Source organism: Priestia sp. ST2 (assembly GCF_055810735.1).
Genome location: NZ_JBVVNT010000001.1, coordinates 656,445 through 673,867 on the forward strand (window position 1 = coordinate 656,445; position 17,423 = coordinate 673,867).

Here is a 17,423-nt window from a genome sequence, read left to right on the forward strand (position 1 = left end):
ATGTTAGGTATATTAGTTGAAAAGAACCCGTTTATATGGTAGTTTTGAAAACTGATTAAGTCAAATGTGAAAGAAAACAGCATGAGAGGAGAGACAACAGTGGATATTTTAAAAGGAACAGGTTTATTATTATTAGTTTTATTTTTATTTTGGTTGTTTAGCAACAAGGCACCTTATGGCATGAAAGCAATGGGGGCTCTGGCAAGCGGAGCGGTAGCTGCGTTTCTCGTAGAGGCCTTTCAGTCATATGTAGGAGGAGATTTACTAGGTATTTCATTCCTGGGTGAAGTTGGAAAGGCTGCAGGAGGAATGGGAGGAGTTGCGGCGGCAGCATTAGTTGCTTTGGCGTTAGGCGTATCTCCTGTATATGCTCTTATGATGGGGGTGGTGTGTTCAGGTCTAGGCTTGCTCCCTGGATTTTTTGCGGGATACCTCATGGCATTTGTAGTGAAATTTATTGAGAAAAAGGCACCTGCTGGTCTCGATTTATTAGGAAATATTTTAATTGCGGCACCTTTAACAAGATTAATTGGTAATGCATTCTCACCTATTGTAGATGCGACGCTTTTAAATATTGGAGGAATTATCAAAGACACAACAAGTGCTAGCCCTATTTTGATGGGAATTATTTTAGGGGGAGTTATTACAGTAGTAGCAACGGCTCCGCTTAGCTCAATGGCTTTAACGGCTATGCTAGGGTTAACGGGATTGCCTATGGCGATTGGAGCTCTTGCTGTGTTTGGTTCTTCTTTCATGAACTATGTGCTGTTTGATCGATTAAAAATTGGGGATCGTCGTACAACCATTTCAGTTGCAGTTGAACCTTTAACACAAGCGAATATTATTTCAGCAAATCCGATTCCTATCTACATTACAAACTTTGTTGGAGGTGCACTAGCCGGTGTGGTTGTGGCTCTGTTCGGATTGGTAAATGATGCTGCAGGCACGGCAACGCCAATCGCAGGACTTGCAGTGATGTTTGGGTTTAATGACCCTATGAAGGTCACAATTTGTGCAGTACTTTGCGCACTAGCGGGAGCATTAGCTGGGTTTATAGGTTCAGTTGTTTTTAAAAACTTTAAAATTAAAACAGTAGACGATGTAGCTTCCGAGCAAGAAGCAGCTTAAGTAATTCATCTTTTCCTGCATAATATAGCAAAAAAAGCGGTGTGCTTATCTTATTTTTATGGATAAATATACCGCTTTTTTTGTGCGTGAGTCCCTAATAAAAATGAGAATTTTTAAATTTTTTAAGAGCGTGAAACAAAGCTTCCAAAAAGTCAAAAGCTCAAGTAACATATAAGTAATAACAATGTCTAAATAGCAGGGGGAAAATCCTTATGAAATATAAATCTGTCTTTGATATTATTGGTCCGGTAATGATTGGACCATCTAGCTCACATACAGCTGGTGCAGCGCGTATTGGACGCGTTGCACGAACGCTTTTTGGCAAGCAGCCCACAAAAGTTGTGGTTTCACTGTACGGTTCTTTTGCTCAAACGTATAAAGGGCACGGAACAGACGTAGCGCTGATTGGCGGTATTTTAGATTTTGATACGTTCGACCAGCGTATTCCGCAATCTTTGGACTTAGCTAAAAAAGAAGGAATGGACGTCACATTTGTTGAGGAAGCGGCAATCACAGATCATCCGAATACTGCTCGCATCAAAATGAGCGACGGATTAAAGGAAATTGAAGTTGTTGGAATTTCAATTGGCGGAGGAAAAATTCAAATTACGGAGCTGAACGGATTTGAGTTAAATTTATCAGGCATGAATCCAGCTATTCTCGTTGTGCATAATGATCGATTTGGTGCCATTGCGACCGTTACGAATATTTTGATGAAACACTCAATTAATATCGGACATATGGAAGTATCTCGCAAAGAGCGCGGAGAAGTAGCGCTCATGGCAATTGAAATGGATACGAATATTGAAGATGATGTAATTGAAGAGTTAAAAACATTGCCTCACATTATTCAAGTAACAAGAATGGTTGAGTAGGATAGAGCGAATAGGAACGGCTTGAGAGAATAACTGAAGCCGGGTGATTATAGATGGTTCTAAAGTGAAAATAAGACAGAATGATAGCGGAGGTTACTATGTTTCGAAACGTAGCAGAACTAGTAGAATTAGCAGAAAGTCAAAATGTAAAAATTGCAGAGATTATGATTCAACAGGAAATAGATATCACGGGAGTTACTCGTGAAGAAATTATGGAAAAAATGGACCGGAACTTAACGGTTATGGAAGAAGCGGTTGAACGCGGTTTAAAAGGGGTACAGTCTGTTACAGGTTTAACAGGTGGAGATGCAGTGCTGCTTCAAAACTATATTCAAAGTGGAAAATCATTATCTGGAAATTTAATTTTAGATGCAGTCAGCAAAGCTGTAGCGACAAACGAGGTAAATGCGGCAATGGGGACAATCTGTGCAACGCCTACTGCTGGATCTGCGGGGGTAGTGCCAGGAACGCTGTTTGCAGTCCAAAATAAGCTAAACCCAACTCGTAAAGAAATGATTGAATTTTTATTTACATCAGGTGCTTTTGGGTTTGTTGTAGCCAATAATGCGTCTATTTCAGGAGCAGCAGGCGGATGTCAAGCAGAAGTTGGTTCAGCTTCAGGTATGGCAGCGGCAGCGATTGTTGAAATGGCAGGAGGTACACCGAGTCAGGCAGCTGAAGCAATGGCAATTACTCTCAAAAATATGCTAGGATTAGTATGTGACCCAGTAGCGGGACTAGTAGAAGTTCCATGTGTGAAACGAAACGCAATGGGAGCGGCGAATGCAATGATTGCAGCAGATATGGCCTTAGCAGGCATTACAAGTCGTATTCCATGTGATGAAGTCATTGATGCTATGTATAAAATTGGTCAAACAATGCCGGTTGCATTACGAGAAACTGCACAAGGAGGCTTAGCGGCAACACCAACAGGTCGCGAGCTTGAAGCGAAGATCTTTGGTATTGCATTAAATAAAAGTGAATGAACTAACAACTATTTCAATTAAAACCATTAAAGGTATTGGAGAGGAAACAGCACAGGCATTAGAGGATATGCATATTCATAGTGTGCATGACTTGTTAGAACATTTCCCATACCGCTATGAAGATTATGAGCTAAAAGATTTGGCTGAAGCAAAGCACGACGAAAAGGTCACCGTAGAAGGAAAGGTTCACAGCGTCCCTTCGCTTACGTATTACGGAAAAAAACGTTCGCGCCTTACGTTTCGGCTGCTAGTAAACCGCTATTTGATTACGGTTACTTGTTTTAATCGCCCTTACTATAAATCAAAGTTAGAAATCGATCAAACTGTTACGGTTACGGGGAAATGGGATCAGCATCGGCAAACGATTAACTTGCAGGAGCTTCAATTTTCTCCGTTTGTTAAAAATCAAACGATTGAGCCTGTTTACTCGGTTAAAGGCAGCTTAACGGTCAAAGGAATGCGGAAGTTCGTCTCTCTTGCGTTGAAGAATTATGGCAGCAGCATTCAGGATATGCTCCCGGCCTCTATTCGTTCTAGATACAAACTAGTAACGCGTGAAGAAGCGGTTAGAAGTATTCACTTACCTCGTGATCATGAAGATTTAAAACAAGCAAGACGTCGATTTGTCTATGAAGAATTTCTACTTTTTCAATTAAAAATGCAGGCGCTTAGAAAGCGCGAAAGAGAAGAAACACCTGGAATGAAGCAAGCATTTGATTCAACTGAGCTGGTAAACTTCACGAACTTGCTGCCGTTTCCGTTAACAAACGCTCAAAAACGTGTAGTAAACGAAATTACGCACGATATGAAATCGCCTTATCGCATGAATCGCTTGCTGCAAGGTGATGTAGGGTCTGGTAAAACAGTCGTAGCAGCGGTTGCTTTATACGCCACTGTTTTAGCAGGGCATCAAGGTGCTTTAATGGTACCGACTGAAATTTTAGCTGAACAGCATGCTGAGTCATTGACTGCGATGCTTGAAAAGGTAGGAATCAGCGTAGGCTTGCTAACAGGGTCTGTTAAAGGAAAAGCAAGAAGAGAACTGCTTCAGCGAGTGAAAGACGGAGATGTTCATGTATTAGTAGGTACACATGCCTTAATTCAAGATGAAGTTATATATAATAGCTTAGGGCTCGTCATTACGGATGAACAGCACCGCTTTGGAGTTGGGCAGCGCCGGGTTTTACGTGAAAAAGGAGAGAGTCCGGATGTACTGTTTATGACGGCGACTCCTATTCCGAGAACTCTTGCTATTACGGTGTTTGGAGAAATGGATGTGTCCATTATTGATGAAATGCCAGCAGGACGTAAGGCAATTGAAACATACTGGGTAAAACATGATATGCTTGAACGTATTTTACATTTTGTTGAAAAAGAAATACATGACGGCAGACAAGCTTACGTTATTTGCCCATTGATTGAAGAATCGGACAAGCTGGATGTTCAAAATGCAATTGATGTACATGCAACACTCACTCACTATTTTAATGGAAAAGCAAGCGTTGGTCTCATGCACGGAAGATTGTCACCTGATGAAAAAGAAGAAGTGATGAAACAATTTAGCGTAAATGACGTGCAGATTTTAGTATCAACAACGGTTGTAGAAGTTGGAGTGAACGTTCCGAATGCAACCGTGATGGTCATTTATGATGCAGAGCGCTTTGGGTTATCTCAGCTTCATCAGCTAAGAGGACGCGTAGGACGAGGAGATGCACAGTCGTATTGCATTCTGCTCGCGGATCCGAAATCAGAAGTTGGAAAAGAACGAATGACCATTATGACGGAAACAAACGATGGATTTGTATTATCAGAAAGAGACTTAGAGCTTCGTGGACCTGGTGATTTCTTTGGAAGAAAACAAAGCGGGATGCCTGAGTTTAAAGTAGCCGATATGGTGCACGATTACCGTGCGCTTGAAGTAGCTCGAGAAGATGCTGCTAAGCTTGTAAATTCCGACAGCTTTTGGACAGAAGATCAGTTTGCACTGCTGAGAATACAACTAGAAGCAACGGGCGTATTGACTGGAGAAAAATTTGATTAGTAAAAGAGACTGAAACAAAGTAGTTTAGTTGAAGGAAAATCCGAACGATCAATCGTTCGGATTTTTTTCATTGTGATGATGAACGTAGATTTCATGTATGTGACGGGGATATAGGTGCTTCTAACTGTTAAGTGAAGGGCAAGGCACTTCTGCGGGGAAAGCGGAATAGATGAGACCCCGCAGAAGCGTAAGGGACGAGGAGGGTCACCGGCCGGCCGCGGAAAGCGAAGTCTTGCACGGAAATCCGTAGCGGTGTAACAAGCAATCTATACGAGCTCCTTTACCCCATTTGTTCATCTTTAGATTGGAGTGATCTAGTTATGTCTCAATCTCTTTTCGTCTATAAAGATAAAAAGCCGCTTAGAGTGAAAGAGTTAGCCGCTGGTGGCCATTAATACGACGTCAATGCACAGAATACAGCATGTGAAAAATGTTGCAATTAGAAGGCAATGATTATATACTGCTATTAGTACCTAGTATTAAAAGTTCGGATGGTGGACAATGAAGCGCAGTAAAAAAGAAAGACAGCAGCTATTAAAAACGACAATTGAAGAAAACCCATTTATTACGGATGAAGAACTAGCAGACCGTTTTTCAGTGAGCGTTCAAACAATTCGATTAGACCGCCTAGAGTTGTCGATTCCTGAACTGCGAGAACGTATTAAGCATGTAGCTTCAAAACAACTAGACGAGGAAGTGCGTTCGCTTCCGATTGAAGAAGTAATTGGAGAAGTTATCGACATTGAACTAGATCAATCAGCGATATCTATTTTTGATGTGAAAACAGAGCATGTGTTTCAGCGTAATCAAATCGCTCGTGGTCACCACCTTTTTGCGCAAGCTAATTCGTTAGCTGTCGCTGTTATTAACAACGAACTAGCGCTCACAGCAGATGCGTCGATCCGTTATCATCGCCCTGTTAAGCTTCATGAACGAGTGATAGCAAAAGCGAAAGTTCTGTCAACTAGTGAAGTGCGAACCACCGTTGAGGTAAACAGCTATGTAGGGCAAGAGCAAGTGTTCTCTGGCACTTTTAAAATGTATCGTTCTACAAAGGATAAATAATAAAAAGGATGAGACGCAACATGAAACTAGCTATTGATGCAATGGGCGGAGATCATGCACCGAAAGCCATTATTGAAGGTGTAGAAAAAGCTACTGCTCAATTTAAAGAATTACATATTACGTTAATTGGAAACGAATCAGAAATAAAAAAATATTTAACAAATTCAGATCGTATTTCGATTATTCATACAGAAGAAACCATTGATGCAACTGATGAGCCAGTGCGAGCTGTGCGCCGTAAAAAACAAGCATCTATGGTATTAATGGCAAATGAAGTAGCCGAAGGTCGTGCTGATGCTTGTATTTCAGCAGGAAATACAGGGGCGTTAATGACAGCGGGACTTTTTATTGTAGGTCGCATCAAAGGCATTGAACGTCCAGCACTTGCTCCGACGCTTCCGACACTAGATGGAAAAGGCTTTTTAATGCTAGACGTTGGTGCAAACGTTGATGCCAAGCCTGAACATTTGCTCCAGTACGCTGTGATGGGGTCTGTGTATGCCGAAAAAGTACGCGGCATTCAAGCTCCTAGAGTGGGACTGCTGAACATTGGAACTGAGGATAAAAAAGGAAATGATTTAACAAAGCAAGCCTTTCAGCTGCTAAAAAATGCTGATCTTAATTTTGTAGGCAACGTGGAATCCCGTGATTTGCTAAACGGCGTAGCGGATGTGGTTGTAACAGATGGTTTTACAGGGAATATGACTCTTAAGAGCATTGAGGGAACGGCGCTTTCTTTGTTTTCTATGATTAAACAAGAATTAATGAGCACGTTAAAAAGCAAGTTAGCCGCAGCGGTGCTAAAGCCTCAGCTGCAGGGGTTAAAAGCGAAAATGGATTACAGTGAATATGGAGGCGCAGGGCTGTTTGGATTGCATGCGCCTGTTATCAAAGCGCACGGTTCGTCGGATGCGAATGCAGTATTTAGCGCGATTAAGCAAGCTGTGAATATGGTGGAAAACAATGTGTCTTCCACTATTCAAAAAGCCATCGAACAAACTGCTAATGAAGAAAAGGAGAGATAAGAAATGGGGAAAATTGCTTTTATCTTTCCAGGCCAAGGGTCACAAACTGTTGGTATGGGAAAAGATTTATATGATGGAACAGAGGAAGCGAAAAAGCTGATTCATACAGCTGACGAAGCTTTAGGGTTCAGTCTTTCAAACATTATTTTTGAAGGGCCTCAAGAAGAATTGACTTTAACTTATCACGCTCAACCTGCTCTTTTAACAACGAGTACAATGCTGCTTGAAGCATTTAAAACGAGCGGAATTACACCCGATTTTGTTGCGGGTCACAGTCTAGGAGAATACAGTGCGCTTGTGGCTGCTGAGGTTTTATCGTTTAAAGATGCCGTTGTTGCTGTTCACAAAAGAGGTCGCTATATGGACGAAGCTGTACCAGCAGGTCAAGGTACAATGGCAGCAGTGCTTGGCATGTCAGCGGAAGATCTAGAAGCCGTTACCGCTCAAATTACAAGCGAAGGCGACGCTGTTCAGCTTGCAAATATTAACTGTCCGGGTCAAATTGTTATTTCAGGTACGGTAAATGGCGTAGAAAAAGCAGGAGCTCTTGCCAAAGAAAAAGGTGCAAAACGTGTGATTCCTCTAGTGGTAAGCGGTCCGTTCCACTCTAGTTTAATGAAGCCAGCCGCTGAAAAACTACGTGATACGCTAGAAACAGTGGGCTTTAGCGATGCGAAAGTTCCAGTCATAGCAAACGTAACAGCAAAGCCGGTTACTGACAGTCAAGATATTCAAAACAAGCTAGTGGAACAACTGTATTCTCCAGTGAGATGGGAAGAAACAGTTGAAACACTTCTTGCAGAAGGTGTAGATACATTTGTTGAAATTGGACCAGGAAAAGTATTATCAGGTCTTGTGAAAAAAGTAAATCGCCGTGCGGCTGTGTATGCTGTTAATGATCTTACATCATTAAAATCAACGATTGACGCACTAAAAGGGGGAGAATAACATGTTACAAGGGAAAGTTGCGGTTGTAACAGGCGCTTCTCGCGGAATTGGTCGTGCCGTTGCAATTGAGCTGGGAAAGCTTGGTGCTAAAGTAGTTGTAAACTATTCTGGCAGCGAAGCGAAAGCTCTTGAAGTTGTGGATGAAATTAAAGGATTAGGAACGGATGCAATTGCTGTACAAGCAAATGTGGCAGAAAGTGATTCTGTACAAGCAATGATAAAAGAAGCGATTTCTACATTTGGTTCAGTAGATATTTTAGTGAACAACGCGGGCATCACACGTGATAATCTTCTTATGCGTATGAAAGAAGACGAATGGGATGATGTTATTAATACAAACTTAAAAGGCGTATTTTTGTGTACAAAAGCAGTTACTCGTCAAATGATGAAGCAGCGCGCAGGACGTATCATTAATATTTCATCAATTGTCGGCGTCAGCGGTAATGCTGGACAAGCAAATTATGTAGCAGCAAAATCAGGCGTGATTGGTTTAACAAAAACAACTGCCAAAGAATTAGCGAGCCGCAATATTACAGTGAATGCAGTTGCTCCTGGTTTCATTGCAACAGACATGACGGATAAATTGAATGAAGAAGTGCAGGCGGAAATGTTAAAGCAAATCCCTCTTGCAAGCTTTGGCCAGCCTGAGGATGTTGCGAACGCAGTTGCGTTTTTAGCATCAGATGCAAGCCGTTATATTACGGGTCAAACGATTCACGTTGACGGCGGAATGGTGATGTAAAAAAGGCACTTTACGAAAAGTGTAATTTGGTGATAAAGTACAAAGGGACGTTTACTAGGCGACCGATAAACTTTATTATTCAACCATAGTATTTTAGATGGAAATCATCTATAATGACTTGAGGGGAGGTGAAGAACAATGGCAGAGGTACTAGAACGCGTAACAACAATCATTGTTGATCGTCTTGGTGTAGACAAAAGTGAAGTGAAACTAGAATCTAGTTTCAAAGAAGACTTAGGTGCTGACTCTCTAGACGTAGTTGAATTTGTAATGGAGCTTGAAGAGGAATTTGATATCGAAATTTCTGACGAAGAAGCTGAAAAAATTTCAACTGTAGGAGATGCAGTTAATTACATACAGAGCCAAATTTAATCTGTAGTATATGTATGAAAAGCCCCGTTAAACAGCGGGGCTTTCTCTTCTTTTTAAGAATTTCAAAAAAAGACCTCTTTTTTTTGAAAAGGTAGTGTATCTTTTAGGATACCTCGTTTTATAATGAGAGATGTTAGGAAAAAACTACGAAACAATTGAAGCAGGTAAGCGGAGGTATTTTATGCCTAAACAATATTCAAATCGAGATCGAAAGATGAACGTGAAATTCAAGCAAAATTTTGCAGAGTTTCAAAAGGAAATTGGTATTCAGTTTACAAATGAAGCGCTTCTTTTTCAAGCATTTACACATTCATCCTATGTGAATGAGCATCGCAGAAGACCGTATGAAGACAACGAGCGTCTTGAGTTTTTAGGAGATGCTGTATTAGAGCTAACCGTATCACAATTTTTATTTAAAAAATATCCAACGATGAGTGAAGGTGAGTTAACGAAGCTTCGTGCAGCAGTTGTGTGCGAACCGTCGCTTGTTACTTTTGCAAATGAAATGGATTTTGGTAAACTAGTGTTACTTGGAAAAGGTGAAGAGATGACAGGCGGCCGATCTAGACCGGCTTTACTGGCCGATGTGTTTGAAGCATTTATCGGAGCTCTTTATTTAGACCAAGGGCTTGATACGGTAGTAACGATTCTAAAAAAAGTTGTCTTTCCAAAAATTAATGAAGGTGCTTTTTCTCATGTGATGGATTTCAAAAGCCAGCTTCAAGAAGTGATTCAACGTGATGGAGTTGGACAATTAGAATACAAAGTTTTGCAAGAAAAAGGTCCAGCGCATAATCGCGAATTCTTATCTCGCGTATCGTTAAATGGTGAAGAGCTCGGCGTTGGTGTAGGCCGTTCGAAAAAAGAAGCAGAGCAAAAAGCAGCTCAAGTAGCTATTACGAAAATTAGAGCAAGTCAAACGAAATAAAATGATCCCCCTCTTAACGTATTCGTTATAAAGGGGGATTTGCTATGAAAAGATTACAAGTGTGAGGGGGGATTTCTATGTTCCTCAAACGATTAGATATTGCAGGGTTCAAATCGTTTGCAGAAAAAGTATCGATAGATTTTGTGCCAGGTGTAACGGCGGTAGTAGGACCGAATGGAAGCGGAAAAAGCAACATTACGGATGCCATACGCTGGGTGCTTGGAGAACAGTCAGCCAAATCGCTTCGTGGAGGGAAAATGGAGGACATTATTTTTGCGGGAAGCGAATCACGCCGTGCGGTAAACGTGGCTGACGTAACGCTAACGTTGGAAAATGATGACCAGTTTCTCCCGCTTGACTACCATGAAGTTAGTATTACAAGGCGCGTGTACCGCTCAGGAGACAGTGAATTTTTTATTAACAACCAGCCGTGCCGCTTGAAAGATATTGTCGATTTATTTATGGATTCAGGACTTGGAAGAGAAGCTTTTTCGATTATCAGTCAAGGAAAAGTAGAAGAAGTACTAAGCAGTAAATCTGACGAGCGCCGTAAAATTTTTGAAGAAGCTGCAGGTGTATTAAAATACAAAACGCGTAAACGAAAAGCGGAGCTCCGACTTCTCGAAACGCAAGAAAATTTAAATCGAGTGGTAGATATTCTTCATGAAATTGAAGGCCAGTTAGAGCCTTTACAGATTCAATCGTCTATTGCAAAAGATTATTTGCAGAAAAAAGAAGAATTAGAGCACATTGATGTGGCTGTTACGGTATTTGAAGTTGAAGATCTTCATCAGAAATGGGAAAAATTAAAAGCTGAAATGGCTCAGCACGAGCAGCTTGAAGAATCTCTCGCGACGAATATTCGCACGCGTGAAGGAGAAATCCAGACCCTTCGTTTACACATTCAGCAAATAGATGAACAACTAGACTCTTTACATAAAAAACTACTATATGTAAGTGAAGAAGTAGAAAAGCTAGAAGGCAAAAAAGAAGTATTAAAAGAGCGTAAGAAAAATGCCTTTCAAAATAAAGAGCAGCTGGAACGTTTAGTAAAAGAGTATACTCATAAGCATCAAGAGCTAAGTAAAGCAAAAGACAGTGAAGGAAAAGATCTTGAGCAATCTCAAAAAGAAGTACAAGAGATACGTCTGAAGCTTACTGAGCAGGAACAGCTGTTCAGGCAGTACAGCGAGAATCTAGAAGAAAAACTTGAACAGATGAAAAGCGAGTATTTTGAATTAGCGAACGCTCAAACATCCGCCCGAAATGAAATTTCATTTTTAGAGCAGCAAAAAATGCAAACGTTTGAAAAAGAGCAGCGTTTAACAAAATCCAACGAGCAATACGTAGAACAGCGCCGTGAATTAACGCAGCGAAAAGAAGCGGCGATCAAAAGGCTTGCTCAGTTTCGTCAAGAGCTTCAGCAGGCTGTACAAGTGTATAAGCAGCAAGGAGAGAAGCTTGAGTCATTAAGGCAAGCCTATCGCAAACAAGAGTCTACTCTTTATCAAGCTTATCAGTACGTACAGCAGACAAAATCACGAAAAGAAATGCTGGAAGAGATGCAAGAAGACTATGAAGGTTATTTTCACGGTGTAAAAGAAGTATTAAAAGCGCGTGATGAGAAGCTTGCAGGTATCAAAGGCGCGATTGCTGAGCTAATTAATGTGCCAAAAGAGTATGAAACAGCGCTTGAAATTGCCCTTGGAGGAGCAGCTCAGCATATTGTCGTTCAAGACGAACAAAGTGCACGTCAGGCAATTGGCTTTTTGAAACAAAATGGTTACGGGAGAGCTACGTTTTTACCACTGACGTCTGTAAAAGACCGTTATGTTCCCGCTCAAACTATTTCTATGCTAGAGAGCCATGAAGCGTATGTAGGAATCGCTTCATCTCTTGTTAAGTACGAAGCTACCTACGACCGAGTTATTAAAAATTTGCTTGGAACCGTTATTGTAGTCAATGATTTAAAAGGTGCAAATGAACTTGCCCGTCTTGTGCAGCACCGCTATCGTTTTGTGACCGTTAAAGGAGATGTCGTCAACCCCGGTGGTTCGATGACAGGCGGTTCAATGAAGCAAAAGTCTAACTCTTTGTTAGGCCGTCAGCGTGAAGTGGAAGCCATTACGGCAAAAATAGAAGAGATGGAACAAAAGACGCTTGTGCTCGAGCAAGATGTGAAAGATAAAAAGTCACAGATTGAGGAGCTTCAGCAGGAAATTAATAAACAGCAGGCATTTGTGGAACGCTTGAAAGACAAAGAGCAGGAATCTGACCGAGAAGTAAAGCAAATTGACATCGAAGAAAAAGCAGTGAATGACCGCTTAACCATGTACGATCATGATATTGCTAGCTTTAGACAAGATCAGACGAGCTTGTCTGCTCGAATTGATGAGCTCCATACAAGTTTGCAAGGAAATCAGCAGCAGGCAAATGTATTAGAGAAAAACATTGAAGAGTTAGCTGCACGCAAGCATACACAGCAAACGTCTAAAGAAACGGTTCAACATGAGCTTACAGAAGTAAAAGTCCTTCTTGCGAAAAAAGAACAGTTCCTTGCAAATCAGCAAGAAAAATATGAAAGAGTGTGCTTTGAACTTGATCAAACCATTCAGCGTTTGTCTGAAGCTACAGATGACCTTTCTCTTTTAACGAGTGAAATCACGAGCAACGACTCGGGTGAACTTCAGCTCGAAGAAGCGGCGCATGAGCGAATAAAAGAAAAGACAGAAACGTTACAATTAATGGATGACTGCAGATCAGAGCGGTTGAAAGCCCAGAATAAACTTGAAGACGAAGAGAGGATTGTAAAAGAGCTGCAGCGTCAGTACAAACAAATTACGGATGCTTTAAAAGATGAAGAAGTCAAAATCAATCGAATTGACGTAGAGCTAGACAGCCGTCTGCAGCAGCTGACAGAAGAGTACGAAATTAGCTTTGAAGCAGCAAAAGAAAAATATCCTTTAACATTAGATATTCAAGAAGCAAGGAAAAAAATCAAGCTCATTAAGCTGGCAATTGATGAATTAGGAACCGTAAACCTAGGTTCTATTGAACAATACGAACGCGTTTCAGAGCGCTATGAATTTTTAAATACGCAGCGAGCGGACCTTGACGAAGCGAAAAATACGCTGTATCAAGTGATTGAAGAAATGGACGAGGAAATGAAGAAACGTTTTTCTGATACGTTCTCTCGTATCCGCAATGAATTTGGTACAGTGTTCTCTTCCCTATTCGGAGGAGGAAAAGCGGATTTAAAATTAACAGATCCGAAAGATTTATTAAATACAGGTGTGGAAATTGTTGCCCAGCCTCCTGGGAAAAAACTGCAGAATCTAGGGTTGCTGTCAGGCGGCGAGCGTTCGTTAACAGCCATTGCTCTCCTGTTTTCTATTTTGAAAGTACGTCCGGTGCCGTTTTGTGTGCTAGATGAGGTGGAAGCAGCGCTTGATGAAGCAAACGTTCATCGCTTCGCTACGTATTTACGCAAATTTAGTAATCAAACACAGTTCATTGTTATTACTCACCGAAAAGGTACAATGGAAGAAGCTGATGTACTGTACGGTGTGACAATGCAAGAATCTGGCGTATCGAAATTAGTCTCTGTTCGTTTAGAAGAATCAAAGCAATATGTTTAACTCATAGAATGAAAGGGTGGTACGAATGAGCTTTTTTAAGAAACTAAAAGAAAAAATTACAATGCAAACCGATTCTGTTACCCAAAAATTTAAAGATGGACTATCAAAAACGCGCAATTCTTTTTCAGAACGCGTGAATGATCTAGTGTCTCGCTATCGTCAAGTAGACGAAGAGTTTTTTGAGGAATTAGAAGAAATTTTAATTAGTGCTGATGTCGGTGTGGCTACCGTGTTGGATTTAATTGATGACTTAAAATCGGAAGTGAAACGCCGTAATATTAAGGATCCTCAAGATGTACAGGCTGTCATCTCTGAGAAATTAATTGATATTTATGAATCTGGTGAAGAGCAGATTGGTGAACTGAATATGCAGCAAAATGATTTAACGGTGATTTTGTTTGTAGGGGTAAACGGCGTTGGGAAAACAACAACAATTGGAAAAATTGCGCATAAATTCAAACAAGAAGGCAAAAAAGTCGTAATGGCAGCAGGAGATACGTTCCGTGCCGGTGCGATTGAGCAGTTAGAAGTATGGGGAGAACGCGTTGGTGTGGATGTTATTAAGCAATCTGCAGGCTCTGACCCTGCCGCTGTCATGTATGACGCTGTTCAGTCAGCTAAGGCTCGAAAAGCAGATGTTTTATTATGTGATACAGCAGGGCGCCTTCAAAATAAAGTAAATTTAATGAAAGAATTAGAGAAAGTAAAGCGTGTTATTGAACGAGAAATTCCTGGTGCTCCTCATGAGGTACTGCTTGTACTTGATGCGACGACGGGTCAAAATGCTTTAAGTCAGGCTAAAACATTCTCAGAAGCAACGAACGTGACGGGAATTGTGTTAACAAAACTAGATGGTACGGCTAAAGGCGGAATTGTTCTTGCCATTCGAAACGAACTGAAGCTTCCTGTTAAATTCGTTGGACTTGGAGAAAAAGTGGACGACCTTCAGCCGTTTGACACGGAGCAATATATCTATGGGTTATTTGCCAATGCTGTAGAAGAAGAAACAGAAAAAGAGGCGTAATCTAAAAAGAGGCTGGGATATAAGTATCTTAGTTGAAGGGAGATCCGAACGATTAATCGTTCGGATTTTTTTATTAGCAGGGTGGATGCAGGTTTCATATTTATTCTTCTTTAAATTGAAGTAATTTAGTTATATCTCCATCTCTTTTAAGTGGGAAAATGTGAGGTGTTAAGGAAAAAACTTGACATTCAAACCTCGCCTAGTTAAACTAATAACATGTAAAGGCTTTTCACTTAACAAGGGGGCGGTCAGATGGTTGAAAAGAGCGTGCATATGCTCGAAAAAACAACAAGAATGAATTACTTATTTGACTTCTATCAGGCGCTGTTGACGCCCAAACAAAGAAGTTATATGTCACTTTATTACTTGGATGATTATTCCCTCGGTGAAATAGCGGAAGAATTTGATGTGAGTCGTCAAGCAGTTTATGATAATATAAAACGTACAGAGCAAATGCTTGAACAATATGAGGAAAAGCTATTGTTATTTCAACGGTTTCAAGAGCGTCAATCAATTGTTCAACAACTGAAAGACGAACTTGCAGCCGACTTACACAAGAACAGTAAGCTTTCTTCTCTTCTTGATTCGCTCGAGAAATTAGATTAGGGGGCGGCGTATATGGCATTTGAAGGATTAGCCGACCGTTTGCAAAGCACACTGCAAAAGTTAAAAGGAAAAGGAAAAGTTAACGAAGCTGATGTTAAAGAAATGATGCGTGAAGTTAGACTTGCCCTTTTAGAAGCCGATGTAAACTTTAAAGTAGTAAAAGACTTTGTTAAGCGCGTAAGCGAACGTGCTGTAGGTCAAGACGTTCTTAAGAGCTTAACGCCTGGACAACAAGTTATTAAGGTTGTACAAGAAGAATTAACTGCACTTATGGGCGGAGAGCAAAGCAAGATTGCAGTAGCTCCAAAAGCTCCAACTGTAATTATGATGGTTGGACTTCAAGGTGCAGGTAAAACAACAACAACCGGTAAACTTGCCAATTTATTACGTAAAAAATATAACCGTAATCCATTGCTTGTAGCAGCAGATATTTATCGTCCGGCAGCTATTAAACAGCTTGAAACACTAGGAAAACAGCTTAGCATGTCTGTTTTTTCATTAGGTGATCAAGTAAGTCCTGTGGAGATTGCGAAACAAGCTATTGCTCATGCGAAAGAAGAGCATCACGATTATGTATTAATTGATACAGCGGGACGTTTGCATGTTGATGAAAATTTAATGGAGGAGTTAGAACAGATTAAAGAGCTTTCTAACCCAGACGAAATTTTCCTTGTTGTCGATGCGATGACGGGTCAAGATGCAGTAAACGTTGCGGATAGCTTTAATAAGCAATTAGGATTAACTGGAGTTGTATTAACGAAACTAGACGGCGATACGCGCGGTGGTGCAGCGCTTTCTATTCGTGCAGTAACCGATACACCAATTAAGTTTGTCGGTCTTGGAGAAAAAATGGATGCTATTGAAGCATTCCATCCAGAGCGTATGGCTTCCCGTATCTTAGGTATGGGTGATGTGCTGACGCTTATCGAAAAGGCTCAGGCAAATGTAGATGCTGAAAAAGCAAAAGAGCTTGAAGCTAAGCTGCGCACGCAGTCATTTACATTTGATGACTTTTTAGATCAACTTGCTCAGGTGCGTCAAATGGGACCGCTTGATGAGCTGATTGGTATGCTTCCGGGCGCCAATAAAGTAAAGGGGCTCAAAAACCTGCAGGTGGATGAAAAGCAAATTAATCATGTAGAAGCAATTATTCGTTCTATGACGAAAGCGGAAAAAACAAACCCTGAAATCATTAATGCAAGTCGAAGAAAGCGTATTGCAAAAGGAAGCGGACGTTCTGTACAAGAAGTCAACCGTTTGCTTAAACAATTTGAAGACATGAAAAAAATGATGAAACAAATGACAAATATGTCAAAAGGCAAGAAAAAGGGTATGAAACTTCCATTCTTTTCATGATAAAACGCTTGATTTGGACTGAAAAACCAAAGAAAATAAAATATTTTTCTAGTGTTAAGAAAAAAACCTTTACAAACATTTTACCTATTTGATATTATATTATCTTGTTGAAACATATTCGGAGGTGCTTTATAAAATGGCAGTAAAAATTCGTTTAAAACGTATGGGAGCTAAAAAATCTCCTTTCTATCGTATCGTAGCAGCAGACTCTCGTTCACCACGTGATGGACGTTACATCGAAGTAGTTGGAACTTACAATCCTGTAGTTCAACCAGCTGAAGTTAAAATCGATGAAGAGCTAGCTCTTAAATGGTTACAAAATGGTGCTAAACCATCTGATACAGTTCGTAACCTTTTCTCTAACGAAGGCATCATGGAAAAATTCCATAATGCTAAATTAGGAAAATAATTTCACTCGAGATGACATCACTAATCGAAACAATTGTAAAGCCGCTTGTTGATTACCCAGCTGATGTTAAAGTGGAGGAACAAGAAGATGAACGTCAAGTGACGTACATCCTTACTGTTCACCAAGAAGATGTCGGCAAAGTAATCGGCAAACAAGGCCGCGTTGCAAAAGCGATTCGAACTGTTGTGAATGCAGCAGCATCACAGCAAGGTAAAAAAGTGTATGTGAAAATTCAAGAGTAATCAAAAAGGGAGAGGGATAACCTCGCCCTTTTTTTATG

Annotated in this window: 16 protein-coding genes; all 16 read left to right on the forward strand. The window is 40.7% G+C overall.

What is annotated here, in order from left to right; all coding sequences use genetic code 11:
• Window positions 1–99 precede the first annotated feature (99 nt).
• The 16 genes from AC0KUU_RS03375 to AC0KUU_RS03450 all read left to right on the forward strand — a co-directional run bounded on the left by AC0KUU_RS03375 (window position 100) and on the right by AC0KUU_RS03450 (window position 17,385).
• The gene (locus AC0KUU_RS03375) at window positions 100–1,128 is read left to right on the forward strand and encodes a PTS sugar transporter subunit IIC (RefSeq protein ID WP_016765419.1); all 1,029 of its coding nucleotides are present in this window, start codon (window positions 100–102) and stop codon (window positions 1,126–1,128) included.
• A 212-nt stretch (window positions 1,129–1,340) separates the two neighbouring features.
• A complete protein-coding gene (gene sdaAB / locus AC0KUU_RS03380) occupies window positions 1,341–2,003 on the forward strand; it encodes an L-serine ammonia-lyase, iron-sulfur-dependent subunit beta (protein WP_013058911.1) in 663 nt (220 codons plus the stop codon).
• A 98-nt stretch (window positions 2,004–2,101) separates the two neighbouring features.
• Entirely contained in the window at window positions 2,102–2,989 is an 888-nt protein-coding gene (gene sdaAA, locus AC0KUU_RS03385; protein WP_014458410.1) for an L-serine ammonia-lyase, iron-sulfur-dependent, subunit alpha, read from the forward strand.
• Entirely contained in the window at window positions 2,982–5,030 is a 2,049-nt protein-coding gene (recG, locus tag AC0KUU_RS03390; RefSeq protein WP_025750343.1) for an ATP-dependent DNA helicase RecG, read from the forward strand. Before sdaAA ends, recG begins: the two co-directional genes overlap by 8 nt.
• Window positions 5,031–5,531: 501 nt before the next feature.
• Window positions 5,532–6,095, forward strand: a complete 564-nt coding sequence (fapR, locus tag AC0KUU_RS03395) for a transcription factor FapR (RefSeq protein WP_013058909.1) — start codon at window positions 5,532–5,534, stop codon at window positions 6,093–6,095.
• A gap of 20 nt (window positions 6,096–6,115) precedes the next feature.
• Complete coding sequence (gene plsX, locus AC0KUU_RS03400; RefSeq protein ID WP_028410795.1) at window positions 6,116–7,120, forward strand: phosphate acyltransferase PlsX; 1,005 nt, start codon at window positions 6,116–6,118, stop codon at window positions 7,118–7,120.
• A gap of 3 nt (window positions 7,121–7,123) precedes the next feature.
• The gene (fabD, locus tag AC0KUU_RS03405) at window positions 7,124–8,068 is read left to right on the forward strand and encodes an ACP S-malonyltransferase (protein ID WP_043976457.1); all 945 of its coding nucleotides are present in this window, start codon (window positions 7,124–7,126) and stop codon (window positions 8,066–8,068) included.
• 1 nt (window position 8,069) lies between these two features.
• Window positions 8,070–8,810, forward strand: coding sequence for a 3-oxoacyl-[acyl-carrier-protein] reductase (gene fabG / locus AC0KUU_RS03410; protein WP_013058906.1), 741 nt, complete (start codon window positions 8,070–8,072; stop codon window positions 8,808–8,810).
• Between the two features lie 138 nt (window positions 8,811–8,948).
• Window positions 8,949–9,182 carry an acyl carrier protein gene (gene acpP / locus AC0KUU_RS03415; protein WP_013058905.1) on the forward strand — a complete coding sequence of 78 codons (234 nt, stop codon included), beginning with the start codon at window positions 8,949–8,951 and terminating at the stop codon, window positions 9,180–9,182.
• A gap of 181 nt (window positions 9,183–9,363) precedes the next feature.
• A complete protein-coding gene (gene rnc / locus AC0KUU_RS03420; protein WP_013058904.1) occupies window positions 9,364–10,110 on the forward strand; it encodes a ribonuclease III in 747 nt (248 codons plus the stop codon).
• A gap of 77 nt (window positions 10,111–10,187) precedes the next feature.
• Entirely contained in the window at window positions 10,188–13,748 is a 3,561-nt protein-coding gene (gene smc, locus AC0KUU_RS03425; RefSeq protein WP_322552407.1) for a chromosome segregation protein SMC, read from the forward strand.
• A 25-nt stretch (window positions 13,749–13,773) separates the two neighbouring features.
• Window positions 13,774–14,772: a signal recognition particle-docking protein FtsY gene (ftsY, locus tag AC0KUU_RS03430; RefSeq protein WP_013058902.1), complete on the forward strand. Its 999-nt coding sequence runs from the start codon at window positions 13,774–13,776 to the stop codon at window positions 14,770–14,772.
• Window positions 14,773–15,045: 273 nt separating this feature from the next.
• Complete coding sequence (locus AC0KUU_RS03435; protein WP_025750337.1) at window positions 15,046–15,378, forward strand: putative DNA-binding protein; 333 nt, start codon at window positions 15,046–15,048, stop codon at window positions 15,376–15,378.
• Between the two features lie 12 nt (window positions 15,379–15,390).
• The gene (gene ffh / locus AC0KUU_RS03440) at window positions 15,391–16,734 is read left to right on the forward strand and encodes a signal recognition particle protein (RefSeq protein ID WP_013058900.1); all 1,344 of its coding nucleotides are present in this window, start codon (window positions 15,391–15,393) and stop codon (window positions 16,732–16,734) included.
• Between the two features lie 136 nt (window positions 16,735–16,870).
• The gene (gene rpsP / locus AC0KUU_RS03445; protein ID WP_013058899.1) at window positions 16,871–17,143 is read left to right on the forward strand and encodes a 30S ribosomal protein S16; all 273 of its coding nucleotides are present in this window, start codon (window positions 16,871–16,873) and stop codon (window positions 17,141–17,143) included.
• 11 nt (window positions 17,144–17,154) lie between these two features.
• Window positions 17,155–17,385, forward strand: a complete 231-nt coding sequence (locus AC0KUU_RS03450; RefSeq protein WP_013058898.1) for a KH domain-containing protein — start codon at window positions 17,155–17,157, stop codon at window positions 17,383–17,385.
• Window positions 17,386–17,423: the final 38 nt, after the last annotated feature.